We start from the raw sequence: 16053 nt of genomic DNA on the forward strand, positions 1-16053 counted from the left end.
TCACCATCGAGCTCTTTACCGGGGGACCTGGTAGACGGAGGTTTCGGTTCCGCGGACAATGCGGACTTCCGTGCCGCCGGGAACGGGGCGCGGCCGGGGCGCGCCGCCCGCGCCCGCCTGGGCCGGGCCGGCCGGCGCAGCCGCACCGGCATCCGACTTCGCCGGCGGGCGCATGCCCAGCGCCTCGAAGGCGCTGGCGGTCTGCAGCGGAACGCGGGATTCATCGCCCGTGGCGCGCAGCGCCAGGTGGATGGTGCCCACCGTTTGGGCAAGGGCGATCCGCTGTGCCTCGGCGGGCGTCACCTCGATCGTGGCCGACTTCACGATGGTCGGCTCGCTGGTGGAGGTGTCCGTGACCTGGCCGGTGGCAAGCACTCGGGCGCCCTGCACGACGGCGCTGGTATAGGCCGCGCCTTCATCGAACGTCCGTGTCACGAAAACGTCGACACGGTCGCCGGGGGCAAGGAAGCCGCCCGCGCCGGACGCTTCGGTGACGGGAACGGAGACGGCCCGCATTTCCGGGCCGAGCAGGGTGGACGATGCCAGACGCCCCGCGCCGCCGGTGATGGCGGTTCCAAGGATCACTTCGCCTTCCTTGATTTCACGCAGCGCGGTGCGGTTGCCGTCGCCGACGGCGTCCTGGGTCTTCCCATAGGCATCTGCGGGCAGGGCACCGGGCCAGGGCTGCGTCTTCAGCATGTCAGGGGTCAGCTTGTCGCCGAACTTCAGCGGCTTCGAAGCGACGACCACGTAGGTCTTCGGCGCCTCGGCCTGCTGCGAACCCGCCTGGTTTTTGTTCATCACCATGCGCGCGGCAAGCACGGCCAGCAGGCCCAACAGGACCGCCCCGAGCAGCAGGAAAATGGATGATCGACGCATGGTTCCCCGACACCTTGCAGTTGGCGTCCGGCCGACACTCAGGGGCCCGCTCGGGACGCTAGGATTATTTTGTTATGGTTAACGGACCTATGGGCAAAAGATCAGCCGACGATCGCGGCCCGGTTCTTCAATCTACCAATCCGGCATTTTTCCAAAATCCGAGCCCTGTACCAATCAGCACGAGGGCCCGGACCTTTGGTTCAATCAGGCGAGGCTTACGGAGCCACCGCAACCTTGCCGGCCGCGTCATTCACGGTTGCCGTGATGTTGGTGCCGAGCAGGCTGAAGGCGCTGGCCACGCCGATGCCGATAACAGCCAGGATCAGGGCGTATTCGGCGGCCGAAGCGCCGGCCTTGTCACCAAGGAACTTTTGCATGAACTTTTTCATTTCGCGACCTTCCTATTAATTATTGGCCATCTTCAGCCAGCACATCTCCATTTGGCAACTGAGCTGCCCGGAATGTGGGAGACTGGCCTCGTTTCAGACCAGGGTATAGCCGGACCTATGCGCCCTCAGGCACAAAGGCCCGGATCTTTCAGATCAAGGAACGTTACGGAGCGACCGCAACCTTACCCGCGGCGTTGTTCACGGTTGCCGTGATGTTGGTGCCGAGCAGGGTGAAGGCGCTGGCCACGCCGATGCCGACAACGGCCAGGATCAGGGCGTATTCGGCAGCCGAAGCACCGGCCTTGTCGCCGAGGAACTTTTGCAGGAACTTTTTCATTTCGCGACTTCCCTCTATTATGATCCGGACGTTGCCGGACTTGTTTTCCCGCGGGCCATTCGCCCACCGGCTTTTTCGAGATCGGAACCACCCGCGACTGGGCTGCCGCAAGGTCATCACCTCTTGGCCGGTTCATGTCTCATCCATAGTGGTAACCATGACCCGCTTTGGATGCAACCACAAAAAATAGTGAAAACCCCTTAGGAACGCTGAACTTTTGCATTCATTAACATTGTGACCCTGCGGCCACAGCCCTTCCGGACCGGGCGGGACTTGCACGGCAAGTGCCGGAATCACACCATATCCGGTGCGGTTCGGCAGGGCCGATCCACTGCATCTTGCATTTCCGCACCCGCCCGCCCCTTCACCCAATTCCGCCGGGGAAAATCCGCCCGGCCCGCCAGTAAAACGGCGGCCGCGCCGAGGAATTCAGCCAGAATCGTCCGAATCGGATGTGCTGGCCCGGCGATGGCCGGGCGCGGCAGGCCCCGTGCGGGCCTGCCTGCGGGCGTCCGTGGGAAAGGCGTGCGAATCGGGATGGCGGCGAATCGGCAAGGCCCGCCCCATGTGACAAGGGACGGGCCCGGTGACGAACCGATTCGGAATGGCGGAACCCTTGTCGCGCGGCGCGGCCCGGTCAGCCAACCAGCCTGGACATTCCATCGCCCAGCGTGCCGGTCTTGGGGCAGCGCATGGTGATGCGGATGTCGTCATAATCCTCGTCGCTGCCGCCGCCGCTGGGCGGCCGGTCTTCCCAGCCGAAATACATGTATTTACCCGGCAGGCAGGGCACGCCCGCCACACGCAGCGGTGTTCCCTTCACATGCTTCGATGGCGCGGTGCAGGCCGAAAGCGTGTCGCAGCGAATCGTTTCCACCAGCTTTTCGGAACCGAGGCCGGGAAAGGTTTCCACCCCGCCGGAAATCACGGTGTCCAGATAATGGTTGAACAGCTGGGTCGACTTGTTCTTGTCGAAGGTGCTCCACAGCGTCTTCGTTGTCGAGGAATTGGAGATTGCCTGCTTCACATTCTGGATGTTCTCCAGCCGGAAGCTCAGGCTCTCCCCCTTCTCGCACTTCGGCCAGACAAGCGGGTTGGGCACCTTGCCGAACCCGCGCTTGCCGGCCTCCGTCCAGAAATTGCTGACGCCGGTGCCGCTTTTCGGCACATTGTCCGCCACCAGCGCCATCTGGGTGCGACGCGAGGCGGCAGAGCCGCTTCCGTTATACTTGAAGCAATAGGCGTAGATGCGGTTGTAATCCCACGCCTGGTTGTCGAGGTCGGTCTTTTCCGGCGGCTCATACTGCACCACCAGATGCCGCGCCGCGATGGCGGTGGCCTGAAGATCGGGCGCGGAGTCGCTGAAGAACTGCATCAGGATCATGGGCACGCCGTTCTGCCGCGCCCGGGACCGGATTGCCGATACGCGCACCGCATTGATCTGGCTGACGTCGTTCGAGGTGGTGAACGTGCCGGCAACAGGATCCCAGATGCCGATTTCGACATCGGACGGCCTGGTGACGCCACCAAAGCCGTCGGGCACGTTGCGGCCCGCATAATCGACAGCCGCCGCCTTCGCATCCGCCGGCACGTCCAGCTTTGCGATGGCCGCCAGCGCGCCGGCATCCGCTGCGGATTGCATGCGCCCCTGCACATAGCGGTAATTCGCGATATCGATGGTCAGCGCGGCCGCGCCCACCAGCATCGGCAGCGACAAGGCCACCAGCATCGCCACCACGCCGGACCTGTCCTTGCGCAGGCGCCGCAGATTTCGGGACATGCCAATCATCCTGAACAACCCCTGTCTTTTTCTGTTTCTTGCCGCTTTCGCGGATTGCCGCCACGCGGCCTACATGAACGGCAGTTCCTGCTTCATCTCCACCTCGGTCTGCAGCGTGAACGGTGCGGCCCGGGTGAAGAAGGTGAGCGGAGTCGCCTTCGCGGATGAGACGGAGACCGTCGTCGTGTAGACGTTCGTTGCCGCATTTGCGGGCGTGGTCTGCGTGACGGAGATCGTGGCGTCGTTCCGCATCCAGCCCGGCAGCCGGCTCTTCAGTTCGGCCTGGGCGCTGCCGATGGGGAGCGTGTTCACCGCCACCTGGCGCGTCACATCGCGCGCGGCGGCCTGCATCGAACTGTAGGAATAGAGCATCAGCCCATATTCGACGGTGCCGAACATCAGGCCGATCAGAATGGGCGACACCATCGCGAACTCCGCCGCGACAGCCCCACCACGGTTGCGCCTGAGCCGGCCGAGAAGGCCCGCCACACCCCGCGCACGCGTCTTCGAATCCGCGCATTGGAGGGGATGCGCGCCCCCGGTTTTCTCAAGCGACATATCACGGCCCTTCTTGCTGCCGTTCTTTTATAGCCAGACGCCATACCCCGAATGCAGCAATCAAACAACTATTTACCAGATTCGGGCACAGGATTCTGTCAATCATCATGAAATAACCCCGAGTCCAGATTGTTTCAAGGCTGCAATGTTCGTGTATTTGCGCAATCTGGCGCGGCCGAATGCCTGTTGTTTTTTGCATATCTGTAAAGTCGGTGCTGCGAGCCGGACGAATTCTTCTTTTATACTTGCCTGTCAAAAAGCTGTTGCGCGACTTTGTGCCGCAATGGTAACAGCCTGCGAAACAGGTCGCCAAACAGGAGGCTCAGTCAATGAGTCCAATCATACGGTTGCTGAAGGATCGCAGGGGCGCAGTCGCCCTCGTCATGGCCGCCGCCACCCCCGTCCTCGTGGGGGGACTCGGCCTTTCCATCGATACCATCCAGTGGACACTGACGAAGCGGCAGATGCAGCGTCAGGCCGACTCGGGCGCGATTGCCGGTGCCTATGGGCTGGCCCAGGGGCAGGATGTCGCCTCGGTCGTCGCCAATGATCTTTCGCGCAACGCCCATGTGACGCTGACGAACGCCCCCATTGTGGAAAATGCGCCGACAGCCGGGCCGCAGGCCGGCAACAACCGCGCCGTCCGCGTCGTCCTCTCGACAGACGTGAACCTGCCTTTTACCGGCTTCTTCCTGAACGGGCCGGTCACGATTCCCGCCGAGGCCACCGCATCGCTGGTGGCGAACGGCGAATTCTGCGCGCTGTCGCTTGAACAGGGCAACGCCACCGGCATCACGCTGTGGGGCAGTTCCACCGTGAACCTCGGCTGCGGCATGGCCACGAACGCCACCTCTGCCAATGCGGTGGCGGCGGGCGGCTCCAGCACGGTCAGCGCCTCGCCGATCGCGGCCGTCGGCGGCGTGCCGCAAAGCAACAACTATGCGCCGGGCACTGTGCTGATTCCCTATGCGGTGCCCCAGCCGGATCCATTCAAGGCCCTGCCGGACCCGACCGTTTCGGGCGGCGCGCAGAACGGCAACGTCAATTCGAACCAGACGCGCACGCTGAACCCCGGCACCTACAGCGGCATGGATCTGAAGGGGACTGTCACGCTGAACCCCGGCACCTATGTGATCGACGGCGGCGACCTGTCCATCGGATCGCAGGCCAGGGTGACGGGCAATGGCGTCACCTTCATCCTCACCAGCAAGACCGCCGCCAACAACCCGAACAGCATCGGCCAGATCAAGATGAACGGCGGCGCGCAGGTGAACCTGACGGCGCCCTCCAGCGGCACCTACCAGGGCGTGCTCATCTATCAGGATCGCCGCGCCGTCCTGTCGAACCAGTCCAACAAGGTGAACGGCAACAGCGCCTCCAAACTGCAGGGCGCCATCTATGTGCCCAGCCAGGAGGTTGAGTTCACCGGCACCACCGGCCTGAACACCAACTGCTTCCAGCTGGTGGCCCGGCGAATCACCTGGTCGGGGAACAGCGCGATCAGCAATGTCTGCCCGGCCGGCTCCGGCGCCCAGTCGTTCACCGGCACCGCCGTGAGGCTGGTGGGATGAGCACGCTGATCCTGAAAGAGGCCGCCGGGCTGCTGCGAAGGATCCGGGCCGATCGCCGTGGCGCCGCAGCGGTGGAAATGGCCCTAGTGGCCCCCATCCTCACCCTGGCGCTCGCTGCCGTCTATGATCTGTCGCAGGGCTTCGCTGCCCGGCTGGATCTGGTGCAGGCTGCCCAGCGCTCGGCAGAGCTTGCCACCTCTCTGGGGCAGGTGCGCACCAATTACAGCTTCCTCCAGACCGAAGCCGTGACGGCCGCAACGACATCCGGCGCGAAGAACCCCTCCGCCGCGGTTGATGCCTGGCTGGAATGCAATGGCGTGCGGCAGGCGCAGTTGAACGCCGTCTGCCCGGCCGGGCAGCAGTTCGCGCGCTATGTCTCGGTGGAAGTCAATGACACCTATTTCCCGCTGTTCACGGGCGCGGGCCTGCTGAACGCGGGCGGCGTGCCCATCCGCGGGGCAGCCACGGTGCGAATCCAATGATCCGCCCACTTGCACGACTGGCCGGCTGCCGATCGGGTGCGACGGCGGCGGAATTCGCGATCGTCGCGCCGATCCTGATCTTCGCCATCTTCGCCACATTCCAGTTCGGCACGCTGTTCTTCGCGAATGCCGGCCTGCAGAATGCCGTCGGCGAAGGCGCCCGGTTGGCCACCTTGTGGCCGCGGCGCACGCAATCGCAGATCGCGGCCGAGATTCAGGCCGCCCAGTTCGGGCTGAACCCGCAGAATCTGGCGACGCCGCAGTTCACCTATGGCCAGGCGGGGGGGCAGGATTTCGTGGACATCACGATGACCTACACCGTCGATCTCGACTTCCTGATGTTCAAGGTGGAAGACGTGACGCTGCAGGAAACGCGCCGCGCCTACCGGCCCTGAACGCCTCTAGCTGCCCTGAACACGCGAGCTGGAAGACGGATCGATTCGCGGCGCGCGCCGGCGCAGCGCCAGGCCCATGAAGCCAAATCCGGCGACCAGCATCACCCAGGTATCGGGCTGGGGAACACCGGGCGTGGGGGAAGGATCCGGCAGACCGCCGCCACCACCGCCGCCGCCACCGCCGCCACCGCCGATCCCGCCGCCGCCCAGGGGCCCGGTCGCGGTTTCACGGAAGCCGGTCAGCGGCTCCGTCGTCTCCATGGCGATCATGGGCGACAGATCCGCCGAACCCACCGGCCCGACAGTCGGGCATTCGGTGATGCTGGCCGTCTGCGTCTGGGTTTGAACCGCCTTCTGCACCTTGGGCTTCGAGGCCGCCGGGCGCGGCTTGCTGATCGCAGGTTTCGCCTTTTGCACCGCCACCACAGAGCCGGCGCCCATCCCGCCCGCGAGCAGCAGCGCGCAGATTTCCTTCGTGCCAATCATGATTCTGACTTCCGACCGAGAATTCAAGCAAGGAGTTGTTGCCCCGGGCCTTCGTGGGCCCGATGATTTCACGACCGAATTATTTCTTGTTTGCGCTCTGGCGGCGCTGCGACTGCTGTTATTATTGGTTTAGCGACGCAAAGTTCAAATGGCCACTTGGTAAACGCAACAGTGGTTAACATTCCCGGCAGCCGGCTGCCGCCGGGCCGGCTCAGGCCCGATCGCCGAACAGCGCCGAGCCCACGCGGATGTGGGTCGCCCCCAGACGGGCGGCGATGTCGTGATCCTGGCTCATGCCCATGCTCAGGCCGGGCAGCCCGTGGCGGCGGGCCAGCTTCGCCAGCAGCGCGAAGTAGGGGGCGGGATCGCGCTCAGCCGGGGGCACGGCCATCAGGCCCGCAACGGGCAGGCCGGCCGCCGCGCAATCCGCCAGAAGCGCGGGAAGCGCCCCGATCGCCACGCCGCCCTTCTGCGGTTCCTCCCCGATGTTCACCTGCACGAACAGTTCGGGCATGCGGCCAACCGCCGCCGTCGCCTTCGCCAGCGCGGCAACAAGGGACGGCCGATCGACGGAATGGATCGCGTCGAACAGCCGGACCGCTTCCTCGGCCTTGTTCGATTGCAACTGACCCACCAGGTGCAGTTCGATGTCCGGAAACGCGGCCTTCAGCGCCGGCCACTTCGCCGCCGCTTCCTGAACCCGGTTCTCGCCGAAGCAGCGCTGCCCGGCGTCGATCAGCGGGCGGATCGCTTCCGGCCCGAAGGTTTTCGAAATGGCGATCAGGCGCGGCGGCCGGTGTCCGCCGGCCTGCGCCTCCGCTGCAGACAGGCTCAGGATCTGCTGAAGCCGCCGGGCCGCGGAACCTTCGGGGCGCGGGGCGGGGGATGCAATGGCCTTCTTCATGGCGATGCGGTAAGCCGCCGCCATGCGCCGGGCAAGAGTGCCGACCCAATGGCTGTTCACGGACGAGCGGCTGGGCGGCCCCGCGCCGGACGATCCGCTGTGGGCCGCGATCCGGCGGATGCCGCGCGGCGGCGGCATCGTCTTCCGCCATTACAGCCTGCCATCCGAACATCGTCGGGCGCTGCTGAAGGCGGTGCTGGCGCTGGCGCGGCGGCGCGGGCTGCTGGTGCTGGGCGCAGAGATCGACGGCACGCCGGACGGCCGGCACCTGCCCGGACATGCCCGGAACCGGCACCGGCCCCGCCGCGGCCTGCTGGCCGCCGCCGCGCACGACAGGCGGGGCCTTCTGCAGGCCTTCCGCGAAGGGGCGGATCTGGTGTTCCTGTCACCCGTCTTCCCGACGCGCAGCCATCCGGGCGGCCGGGTGCTGGGCCCTGCGCGCTTCGGGCTCGCGGCGGCCGGGGCGCCGGGCCCCGTGATCGCGCTGGGGGGGATGAACGCAGATCGCCTGCGCCGGCTGGGACCGCTGGGGGCAGCCGGATTCGCCGGAATCGACTGCTGGCCGGGCTAAAGCCGCACGCCGTTCACGACCCCTGCCCCCGGATGCCACCGGTCGATATGGGCCAGCAGCGCCTTCACATTCTTCGTGTTGGACCGGTAGACGAAGTCCAGAAGATCCCCCACGACAGGGATCGCGCCGATCGCCGCATCAACGCCCACCCGGCCAAGCATCCGTGTGCAGGCCCAGCGGGACATCCCCAGATTGCGGGCTTCCCACACCAGATAGGCACCGATGCTGGCGGAAACGATGTCGCCCACCACGGGCACCAGCCCGATGAAGCCGTCCATCCCGATTCGCACATTGCCGGGCAGGCGGATCACGCCTTCCAGCAGCCGCTCCAGAAGCAGCAGCCGCTGGCGCACGGCGCGCGGATCGCGCGGCAGGCTCAGCACCGATGCCAGCTGGTCGAACCCCTGAGAGGTGGTTGCAATCAAGACGGCGATCCTTTCGGTGGGCGCAGATGGCCCCGGCCGCGCCGGATTCAAGAGGGGCCGCCCGAATAGCGGCCCCGCGCAGGGCCTCAGCCCGGGATCTCCAGCGCGCGCTGCTGATAGGTCAGCCGCCATTCGGCCAGGTCCACCAGCATCACCGCCGCTGCCGCATTGCCGATGGCGGCGGTGCGGCTCAGCACGGGATATGCTTCCAGTTCCGTCAGCAGCCCGTTCAGCGCGTCCGCAGTCGCGGCGGACCGGGCCGAGCTTCCGGCAAAGTCGCCCTGCACCCGAAGGCCGTAGGCGGCGGTTCCGAACGCCGGCAGCGTCGCCGTCGCCACGGTGAAGTAGATGGCGGCCGTGTGCGCGGCCGATTCGTCCAGCACCAGGTTGGTGAACAGGAATCCGATGCACAGCAGCACCGTCGTGACGAAGCAGACGGAGCCGAACTGGTGGAGGCGGTGGTTCACATGGCTCATCCGGTGCGCATTGCGGTGGTGATAGGCGATCTCGGGCGCCAGCTCCTCGCGCGTGATCAGGTCGGTCAGCCGCGTCAGTTCCGCCTGGTCGATGCGGCCGGCGGGCATCGCCATCTGGCGCCAGATGCTGCCCGCATACCAGTCGATCCAGCGCCGGTTCCCCGTGCGCGAGGAGGGGCTGACAGCCGGCGGGCGGGCAACGCCCAGCAGGCGCAGGGTTCGCATCGGCCGCAGCCGTTCGGCCAGCTGCCGGTAATCCAGCCAGCGCTGCTGCCAGCTTTCCGCATGGCCCACGCGCGTGTTCGTCACGATGGCGGCGATCAGCAGCAGCTCCATCACCACGAACATCACCTTCACCTTGCCGCCCAGCAGATAGCCGAACAGCGCCAGCGCCACGGCCAGCGCAGAAAAGACGAAGTTCACCACATGGCCCGACCGGAAGCACTGCGCGAAGCGATTGGCCAGGTTGTCGGCCCAGGCATAGCCATGTTCCAGCAGGTTGAACCGCCGGGGCTCCACCCGGCCCTGCCAGTAGGAATCGAACCGCGCCCAGTCCTGCCGGGTCGCGGGAAGATAAGCCTGCTTGCGCCAGGCGCCCGATGTCAGCTTCTGCGCGCCCGTCAGCGCCAGCAGCAGCGGATATTCGATCCGCCGCAGCAGCAGTTCCTCCCGCTCGGCCAGGAACGCGTCCAGCGCGCTGCGCTCGCCCGGTTCGTCGGGCGGCAGAAGCGTGGCTTCCAGCGCCGCCGACAGCCGCGCCGCATCGAACGGCGCCGAAGGCGGTTCCATCACCCCCTGCCAGCCGCCCCCCTCGGGGCCCTGCCCCGTCCACAGCAGCTGCACCTCTTCCCCGGCACCCAGGGGCACATGGATCACAGGCTTGCCCATCGCCAGCGCATTGGCGACCACCTCGCCCGTGCCCCCGCGCCCACCGCTTCCCTTGCCGTCCCAGATGGCGATCAGGATGTCGGCGGATCCCAGGATGGCGCTGCCCGCCATCGCATAGGCCGCCGGCTCGTTCGCGCGGTCGCCGGGCAGTTCCAGAATCCGGTCGGCCCGGCCGCACAGCGCCCGGAAGGCCTCACGCGAGGGGCCTTCGGCGAAATCCGCCATATAGATGTCGGCCGCGAACGGCAGCGGACAATCCAGCCGATACCCCTGCGCCAGCGCGGCTTCCGCGCACAGGCGGTCCGCGCCTTCCGCAAGCGCGGAAATGGCGCGCAGTTCCGGCGCCTCGCCGGTGAACCAGCTGGCGCCTTTCAGGTGAATGTCCCGGACCGCTTCGGCGATCAGCCGCAGCGCTTGGTCCACCTGGGCCTTCACCGAAACCGCATGCGTCGCCGTCAGCCGGTCGGCCCGGTGGCCGGTGAACCCCACATTCAGCACGCAGCGCGGCCGGGGCGGATGCACCATGTGCTGCGGAACCGCCAGCGGCGCCCCACCCCCCGCGGCTGTCGATACTGGTATCATCGTCCCCATGGGGCCGGACAAGAGCGCAACGCCCGGTCGCTGGCAAGCCCCGCACCCATCGGCAGAGGGCTTGCGCTTGTGCCGCCGGGGCCTTACTCTCTGCTCTGATGCCGGCCATCCCTTGCGGGGTGGCCGTTTTAATATCGGGCGCTGCAAGGCAGCGCGACAGATCAGGGACACGCACATGGCCAACAGCCCCAAGCCGGTGAAGCAGGCGCAACCGCTGATGCCGCACGCAACCGCCACCTGGCTGGTGGAAAACACCGGCCTCACCTTTTCGCAGATCGCGGCCTTCTGCCAGATCCACGCGCTGGAAGTTCAGGCGATCGCCGACGAAACGGCCGCCACCAAGCTGACGCCGCGCGATCCCGTGCGCGCCGGCGAACTGGCCATGGCCGAGATCGAGAAGGGCCATGCCGACCCGGCCTACCGGCTGAAGATCTCGCCCGGGCCGGCGCAGGTGCGCCGCACCTCCGGCCCGCGCTACACGCCGCTCGCCAAGCGGCAGGACAAGCCCGACGGCATCGCCTGGATCATCAAGCATCATCCGGAAATCACCGACGCGCAGATTTCCAAGCTGATCGGCACCACCAAGACGACCATCGCCGCGATCCGCAACCGCGAGCACTGGAACATCGCGAACATCACGCCGAAGGATCCCGTCACGCTGGGCCTGTGCGCCCAGCGGGAACTGGACGCGCTGGTGGCGGCCGCCGCCAAGAAGGCGGGCGTGCAGCCGCAGGAAGACGGCCGCCTGGGCGCCGACCGGGAAGCAATCATCGCCGAACTGCGGGCCGAGCGCGATGCGCTGGGCAGCGATACGGAGGCCCCGCGCGAGCACACCGCCGAATCGCTGTTCCGCCAGCCCTGATTCAATGACGGTTCCGCCCGCCCCCGACGAAAAGCTGGAGCGGCGCGGACTGGTCTATCCGCACGGGCCGCATGTGCCCGAAGGCGGGCGGCTGCTGCGGGTGGCCGACGGCATCTTCTGGCTGCAGATGCCGCTGCCCTTCAGCCTGGACCATATCAACCTGTGGGTCCTGGACGGCGGCGATCACTGGGCCATCGTCGATACCGGCTTCCCGCTGCCGGCGGTGAAGATGCACTGGCGCACCCTGTTCGAGGGGCCGCTGGCCGGCAAACCCGTCGGCCGGTTGATCGTCACCCATTACCACCCGGATCATATCGGCCTGGCCGGCTGGCTGGCGGCCAAATGGCAGGTGCCGCTGGAAACCAGCCGGGGCGAATTCCAGCTGGCGCGTCTGCTGACGCTGGACGTGGCAACGCAAACGCCGGACGATGTGGTGGCGTTCTACGCCGCGCAGGGCTGGCCCGACGATGCGGTCGCAACCCTGCGCACCGCCGAATGGGGCCGCTTCGGTCGGGGCGTGCACAGGCTGCCCACCGGCTATCGTCGCCTGCAGGCCGGGGACCGGCTGGCGATCGGCGGCCGTCGCTGGGACGTGGTGATCGGCGCGGGGCACAGCCCCGAACATGTCTGCCTGTTCGATGCCGAAAGCCGAATCCTGATCTCGGGCGATCAGGTGCTGCCGCGCATCACCTCCAACGTCTCCGTGTATCCGGGCGAGCCTGAGGCGGATCCGCTCGGCGAATGGCTGGACAGCATCGCGCGGCTGAAGACGCTGCCGGACGATACGCTGGTGTTGCCCGCCCACAACGAACCCTTCTTCGGCCTGCACACCCGGCTGGACCAACTGGCGGAGGATCATCATCGCAAGCTGGAAGCGCTGCTCGATGCCTGCGAAACCCCGCGTTCCGCCCATGACAGTTTCGAAACCCTGTTCCGCCGCCGAATCGGTGACAATGACCTGCAGATGGCGACGGGCGAGGCGCTGGCGCACCTGCGCTGGCTGCACCGCAGGGGTCAGGTGCGGCTGCTGAAGGACGGCGTTGTCGACCGGTATCTTCGTTTGAACTGAATGCGTTCAGCGGTGCGCGCATGGGTGCGGCACTGGATGGCCTTGAAATCCCCGATGGCCGGATCCAAATATCATTCGTCGGTGGTGTTATCCCCCTTTTCCACCGACACGGGCATCGCCTGCCTTCGCGGGCGCGGTGTCCCCTCCCTGAACCCTGGCCGCTGCGCCGTAAGGCGCAGCGGCTTTTTTTTCGCCCGGAACGCCGGCGGTCCGCGCGGCTGCCCTATTTCGTCACGAAGCAGGGGCGCCCCGCTGCCGACAGCTTCGCGCAGAGCTCCGCGGCCGGCGCGCGGTCCTCAAAAGGCCCCACCTGCAGCCGAACCAGGCCGCCGCGCGGCGCATAAAGCGGCTTCCTGCCCTTCAGCAGCGCGGCCGATTGCGACACCAGCGTCGCCCAGGCCGTGCGCGCCGTCCGTTCATTGGCATAGGCGCCCAACTGCACCTTCCACCCCTCCGCCGGCGGCTCCGCGCGGGCTTCGGCCTTTGCGGGCGCCGGCTTCACGCTCTCTGTCTTTCGCGGCTGATCCGCCTTCGCGGGCGCTGCGCTTTCCGCCAGCGCTTCCTCAACCGAATCCACGCCCACGCCGGCGTCTGCCGCCAGTTCCGGCGCGGGCGGCGGCGCGGACATCGCCGCCAGCACCACGGCGACGGGCCGGCCCTCGGCCAGCGCCTGCGCGGCGGCCTCGCCCTTGGCGCGGTCGTCGGCGGACATGCGCGTCGCCATGCGCGCTGCCTGCGCCGAAGCAAGAGAAAGCCCGCCGTCCCGCGCGCGCACCACATAGGCATAGCCCAGCGCCGGATTGCGGGGCGCCGTGTCCCCCTCGAAGGTGGCGACGCCCAGCACATAGGCGGCGCGAAGGTCGCCCTTTTCCGCTGCCGCCCGAAGGCTGGTCAGCGCCTCCGTCTTGCGGCCTTCCTGCCACAGTGTGATGCCCAGATTCGCCGCCGCCGCCGCATGCCCCTTGTCGGCGGCGCGGCGATAATAGTCGATTGCGGTGATCCGATTGAGCGGCACGCCCCGCCCCAACCGATAGGCCTGCCCCATGTTGAACAACGCATCGGCATCGCCACGGGCCGCCGGCGTCACCCATTCGGCAACCGCGCCCTCCCAGTCCCCGGCCCGCCATTTGCCGACGCCGGCGTCCACGCTGGCCTGCGCCTGAGCCGACAGGAACAGCAACCACAGACAGGCGAGGCGACGGATCACAGGAGGCGCTCCCCACCCTTCAGCAGCAGGCGCGGCCGGCCCTGCACCGGCAATGCGTCGAACGGGGTGTTGCCCGCGCGGCCGGGCAGGGTATCGGCGTCGATCCGCCAGGGCGTGCCGGGATCGAACAGCAGCAGGTCGGCGGGGGCCCCAACGGCCAGCGTTCCGCCCGGCAGGCCGAACCGCCGCGCCGGGCTGGCAGACAGCAGCGCCATCAGCTGCGGCAGACTGATGAGGCCGTCGTGTACAAGGCCGAGGCCCAGCACCAGCAGCGTCGCCGCACCGGCGGCGCCGGGGGCGGCGTCCGCGAAGGGCAGGCGCTTTTCCTCCTGCGTGCGGGGATCGTGGCGGGATGTCAGCACGCCTATGGTGCCGTCGGCCAGCCCGGCCCGAACCGCCAGCCGGTCGGCCTCCTGCCGAAGCGGCGGCGACAGGCGGGCGAAGCTGCGATAGCCCGCCAGCGCCGTGTCAGACAGCAGGGCATAGGCTGGCGCAGTGCCGGCCGACACGTCCTGTCCGGCCGCACGGGCGGCGCGGATCAGCGCCACGCCCTCGGCAGTGCTGACACAGGCGAAGTGCAGCGCCGCGCCGGCTTCCTGCGCCAGCCGCAGATCCCGCGCGATCTGGATGGCCTCCGCCGCAGCGGGCGCGGCCGGAAGGCCCAGCCGGGTCGCCATCTCGCTGTCGGTCGCGACGGCGCCGGCCGTCAGGAACGGGCATTCCGCGTGCGAGACCACCACCAGCCCCAGCCCGGCCGCATAGCGCAGCAGCCGCAGCATCACCTGCGAATCCGCGATCGCCTGCCGACCCGTGGCGACGGCGACGGCACCGGCCTCCTTCATCAGCGACAGTTCGGCCAGTTCCCGCCCGTTCAGCCCGCGCGTGGCCGCTGCCAGCGGGCGCACCCACAGGCGCGGCTTGCCCAGCCGTTCGGCCCGCTCGATCAGCGCCGGGTCATCCAGCGGCGGGGCTTGATCCGGCATCAGCAGCACGCTGGTGATGCCCCCGGCGACAGACGCCTCCACATCGGTGCGGAACACGCCCGCATCGATCAGGCCCGGCGCCAGCGGCAACCCTGCCGCCTCCACGATCTCCGCACCGGGCGGGACGTCCAGCCCCGGCCCGACCGCCGCGATCCGCCTGTCGTCCACCAGCAGATCGCCGCGCAGGTCGGTGCCGGCCAGCGGATCGATCAGCCGGGCGTCGCGGATCAGGATCGGCCGCATCACCAGGCCCCCCGGCGTGTGCGGGTCAGCACGTCCAGGCAGGCCATGCGCACGGCCACGCCCATTTCCACCTGTTCGGTGATGGCAGAGCGCTGGATATCGTCGGCGACCGCCGATTCGATTTCCACCCCCCGGTTCATCGGGCCGGGGTGCATCACCAGAACATCGTCGCCCGCCGCCGCAAGCCGCTGGCGCGTCAGTCCGAAGGTGCGGAAATATTCCCGGGTCGAAGGCACATAGGCCCCGTCCATCCGTTCCAGCTGCAGACGCAGCATCATCACCACGTCCGCGCCCTTCAGCCCGGCCTCCATGTCGGTGAAGGGCTGCGCCCCCAGCCGCTCCACGCCCGTCGGCATCAGCGTCGGCGGCGCAACCGCGCGCACCTCCGCCCCCAGCGCCGACAGCAGGTGAAAATTGGATCGCGCCACCCGGCTGTGCAGGATGTCGCCGCAGATGGCGACGGTCAGCCCCTCGATCCGGCCCTTGCGGCGGCGGATCGTCAGCGCGTCCAGCAACGCCTGCGTGGGGTGTTCATGCCGCCCGTCGCCGGCGTTCAGCACGGGGCAGTCCACCTTTTCCGCGATCAGCCCCACCGCGCCCGAACTCTCATGGCGGATCACGATCACGTCCGGCCGCATCGCGTTCAGCGTCAGCGCCGTGTCCAGCAGCGTCTCGCCCTTCTTCAGGCTGGACTGGCCCGCCGCCAGGTTCACCACGTCGGCGCCCAGCCGCTTGCCCGCGATCTCGAAGCTCAACAGCGTGCGGGTGCTGTTCTCGAAGAAGGCGTTGATCTGCGTCAGCCCGCGCAGCCGGTCGTCATGCTGGCGCTGCGCGCGCCCGGCCTCGGCCCATTGCTCGGCCTCGTCCAGAAGGAACAGGATTTCCCATGGCTGCAGCCCCTCGATGGCGAGGAGATGCGGGTGCGGAAAGGGATGGGCGCCGGCCGGGATGCTCACG

18 protein-coding genes are annotated in these 16053 nt (G+C 67.7%); 6 read left to right on the top strand and 12 right to left on the bottom strand.

Annotated features, from left to right (window positions below; translation table 11 throughout):
• Window positions 1-15 precede the first annotated feature (15 nt).
• From cpaB to ACW9TV_RS02880, 5 genes are all read right to left on the bottom strand, one after another.
• Window positions 16-879, bottom strand: a complete 864-nt coding sequence (gene cpaB / locus ACW9TV_RS02860; protein WP_494304349.1) for a Flp pilus assembly protein CpaB — start codon at window positions 877-879, stop codon at window positions 16-18.
• Between the two features lie 215 nt (window positions 880-1094).
• Window positions 1095-1256, bottom strand: a complete 162-nt coding sequence (locus ACW9TV_RS02865) for a Flp family type IVb pilin (RefSeq protein WP_494304350.1) — start codon at window positions 1254-1256, stop codon at window positions 1095-1097.
• A 175-nt stretch (window positions 1257-1431) separates the two neighbouring features.
• A complete protein-coding gene (locus tag ACW9TV_RS02870) occupies window positions 1432-1605 on the bottom strand; it encodes a Flp family type IVb pilin (RefSeq protein WP_494304351.1) in 174 nt (57 codons plus the stop codon).
• Window positions 1606-2242: 637 nt separating this feature from the next.
• The gene (locus ACW9TV_RS02875; RefSeq protein WP_494304352.1) at window positions 2243-3385 is read right to left on the bottom strand and encodes a TadG family pilus assembly protein; all 1143 of its coding nucleotides are present in this window, start codon (window positions 3383-3385) and stop codon (window positions 2243-2245) included.
• Between the two features lie 69 nt (window positions 3386-3454).
• Window positions 3455-3943, bottom strand: a complete 489-nt coding sequence (locus tag ACW9TV_RS02880; RefSeq protein WP_494304353.1) for a TadE/TadG family type IV pilus assembly protein — start codon at window positions 3941-3943, stop codon at window positions 3455-3457.
• A 329-nt stretch (window positions 3944-4272) separates the two neighbouring features.
• On the opposite strand from ACW9TV_RS02880, the gene ACW9TV_RS02885 reads away from it, so the two are divergent.
• Genes ACW9TV_RS02885 through ACW9TV_RS02895 form a run of 3 tightly spaced genes read left to right on the top strand, consistent with a single transcriptional unit; the run spans window position 4273 to window position 6391 of the window.
• Complete coding sequence (locus ACW9TV_RS02885; RefSeq protein ID WP_494304354.1) at window positions 4273-5514, top strand: pilus assembly protein TadG-related protein; 1242 nt, start codon at window positions 4273-4275, stop codon at window positions 5512-5514.
• On the top strand, window positions 5511-5996 hold the full coding sequence (locus ACW9TV_RS02890) for a TadE/TadG family type IV pilus assembly protein (RefSeq protein WP_494304355.1): 486 nt from the start codon (window positions 5511-5513) through the stop codon (window positions 5994-5996). The genes ACW9TV_RS02885 and ACW9TV_RS02890 overlap by 4 nt, the downstream gene beginning before the upstream one ends.
• Entirely contained in the window at window positions 5993-6391 is a 399-nt protein-coding gene (locus tag ACW9TV_RS02895) for a TadE/TadG family type IV pilus assembly protein (protein ID WP_494304356.1), read from the top strand. Before ACW9TV_RS02890 ends, ACW9TV_RS02895 begins: the two co-directional genes overlap by 4 nt.
• Window positions 6392-6397: 6 nt before the next feature.
• Here the strand turns inward: ACW9TV_RS02895 and ACW9TV_RS02900 are convergent, their stop codons facing one another.
• Together ACW9TV_RS02900 and ACW9TV_RS02905 are read right to left on the bottom strand one after the other, a co-directional pair.
• A complete protein-coding gene (locus ACW9TV_RS02900) occupies window positions 6398-6877 on the bottom strand; it encodes a PEP-CTERM sorting domain-containing protein (protein ID WP_494304357.1) in 480 nt (159 codons plus the stop codon).
• 211 nt (window positions 6878-7088) lie between these two features.
• Entirely contained in the window at window positions 7089-7781 is a 693-nt protein-coding gene (locus ACW9TV_RS02905; protein WP_494304358.1) for a YggS family pyridoxal phosphate-dependent enzyme, read from the bottom strand.
• A gap of 22 nt (window positions 7782-7803) precedes the next feature.
• On the opposite strand from ACW9TV_RS02905, the gene ACW9TV_RS02910 reads away from it, so the two are divergent.
• On the top strand, window positions 7804-8352 hold the full coding sequence (locus ACW9TV_RS02910; RefSeq protein ID WP_494304359.1) for a thiamine phosphate synthase: 549 nt from the start codon (window positions 7804-7806) through the stop codon (window positions 8350-8352).
• On the opposite strand, the gene ACW9TV_RS02915 is transcribed toward ACW9TV_RS02910, so the two are convergent.
• Both ACW9TV_RS02915 and ACW9TV_RS02920 read right to left on the bottom strand, forming a co-directional pair.
• A complete protein-coding gene (locus ACW9TV_RS02915; RefSeq protein WP_494304360.1) occupies window positions 8349-8777 on the bottom strand; it encodes a DUF4112 domain-containing protein in 429 nt (142 codons plus the stop codon). The two genes, ACW9TV_RS02910 and ACW9TV_RS02915, sit on opposite strands and share 4 nt — an antisense overlap.
• Before the next feature lie 86 nt (window positions 8778-8863).
• A complete protein-coding gene (locus tag ACW9TV_RS02920; protein WP_494304361.1) occupies window positions 8864-10732 on the bottom strand; it encodes a DUF4231 domain-containing protein in 1869 nt (622 codons plus the stop codon).
• A 175-nt stretch (window positions 10733-10907) separates the two neighbouring features.
• On the opposite strand from ACW9TV_RS02920, the gene ACW9TV_RS02925 reads away from it, so the two are divergent.
• Both ACW9TV_RS02925 and ACW9TV_RS02930 read left to right on the top strand, forming a co-directional pair.
• Window positions 10908-11594 carry a cell cycle transcriptional regulator TrcR gene (locus ACW9TV_RS02925; protein ID WP_494304362.1) on the top strand — a complete coding sequence of 229 codons (687 nt, stop codon included), beginning with the start codon at window positions 10908-10910 and terminating at the stop codon, window positions 11592-11594.
• A 4-nt stretch (window positions 11595-11598) separates the two neighbouring features.
• Window positions 11599-12663, top strand: coding sequence for an MBL fold metallo-hydrolase (locus ACW9TV_RS02930; RefSeq protein ID WP_494304363.1), 1065 nt, complete (start codon window positions 11599-11601; stop codon window positions 12661-12663).
• Between the two features lie 223 nt (window positions 12664-12886).
• Here ACW9TV_RS02930 and ACW9TV_RS02935 read toward each other — a convergent pair whose 3' ends face one another.
• Genes ACW9TV_RS02935 through ACW9TV_RS02945 form a run of 3 tightly spaced genes read right to left on the bottom strand, consistent with a single transcriptional unit; the run spans window position 12887 to window position 16046 of the window.
• On the bottom strand, window positions 12887-13870 hold the full coding sequence (locus tag ACW9TV_RS02935) for an SPOR domain-containing protein (protein ID WP_494304364.1): 984 nt from the start codon (window positions 13868-13870) through the stop codon (window positions 12887-12889).
• Window positions 13867-15096, bottom strand: coding sequence for a dihydroorotase (locus ACW9TV_RS02940; protein WP_494304365.1), 1230 nt, complete (start codon window positions 15094-15096; stop codon window positions 13867-13869). The genes ACW9TV_RS02935 and ACW9TV_RS02940 overlap by 4 nt, the downstream gene beginning before the upstream one ends.
• Window positions 15096-16046, bottom strand: a complete 951-nt coding sequence (locus ACW9TV_RS02945; protein WP_494305023.1) for an aspartate carbamoyltransferase catalytic subunit — start codon at window positions 16044-16046, stop codon at window positions 15096-15098. The genes ACW9TV_RS02940 and ACW9TV_RS02945 overlap by 1 nt, the downstream gene beginning before the upstream one ends.
• Window positions 16047-16053 lie beyond the last annotated feature (7 nt).

This window comes from Sandaracinobacter sp. T42, assembly GCF_059115405.1.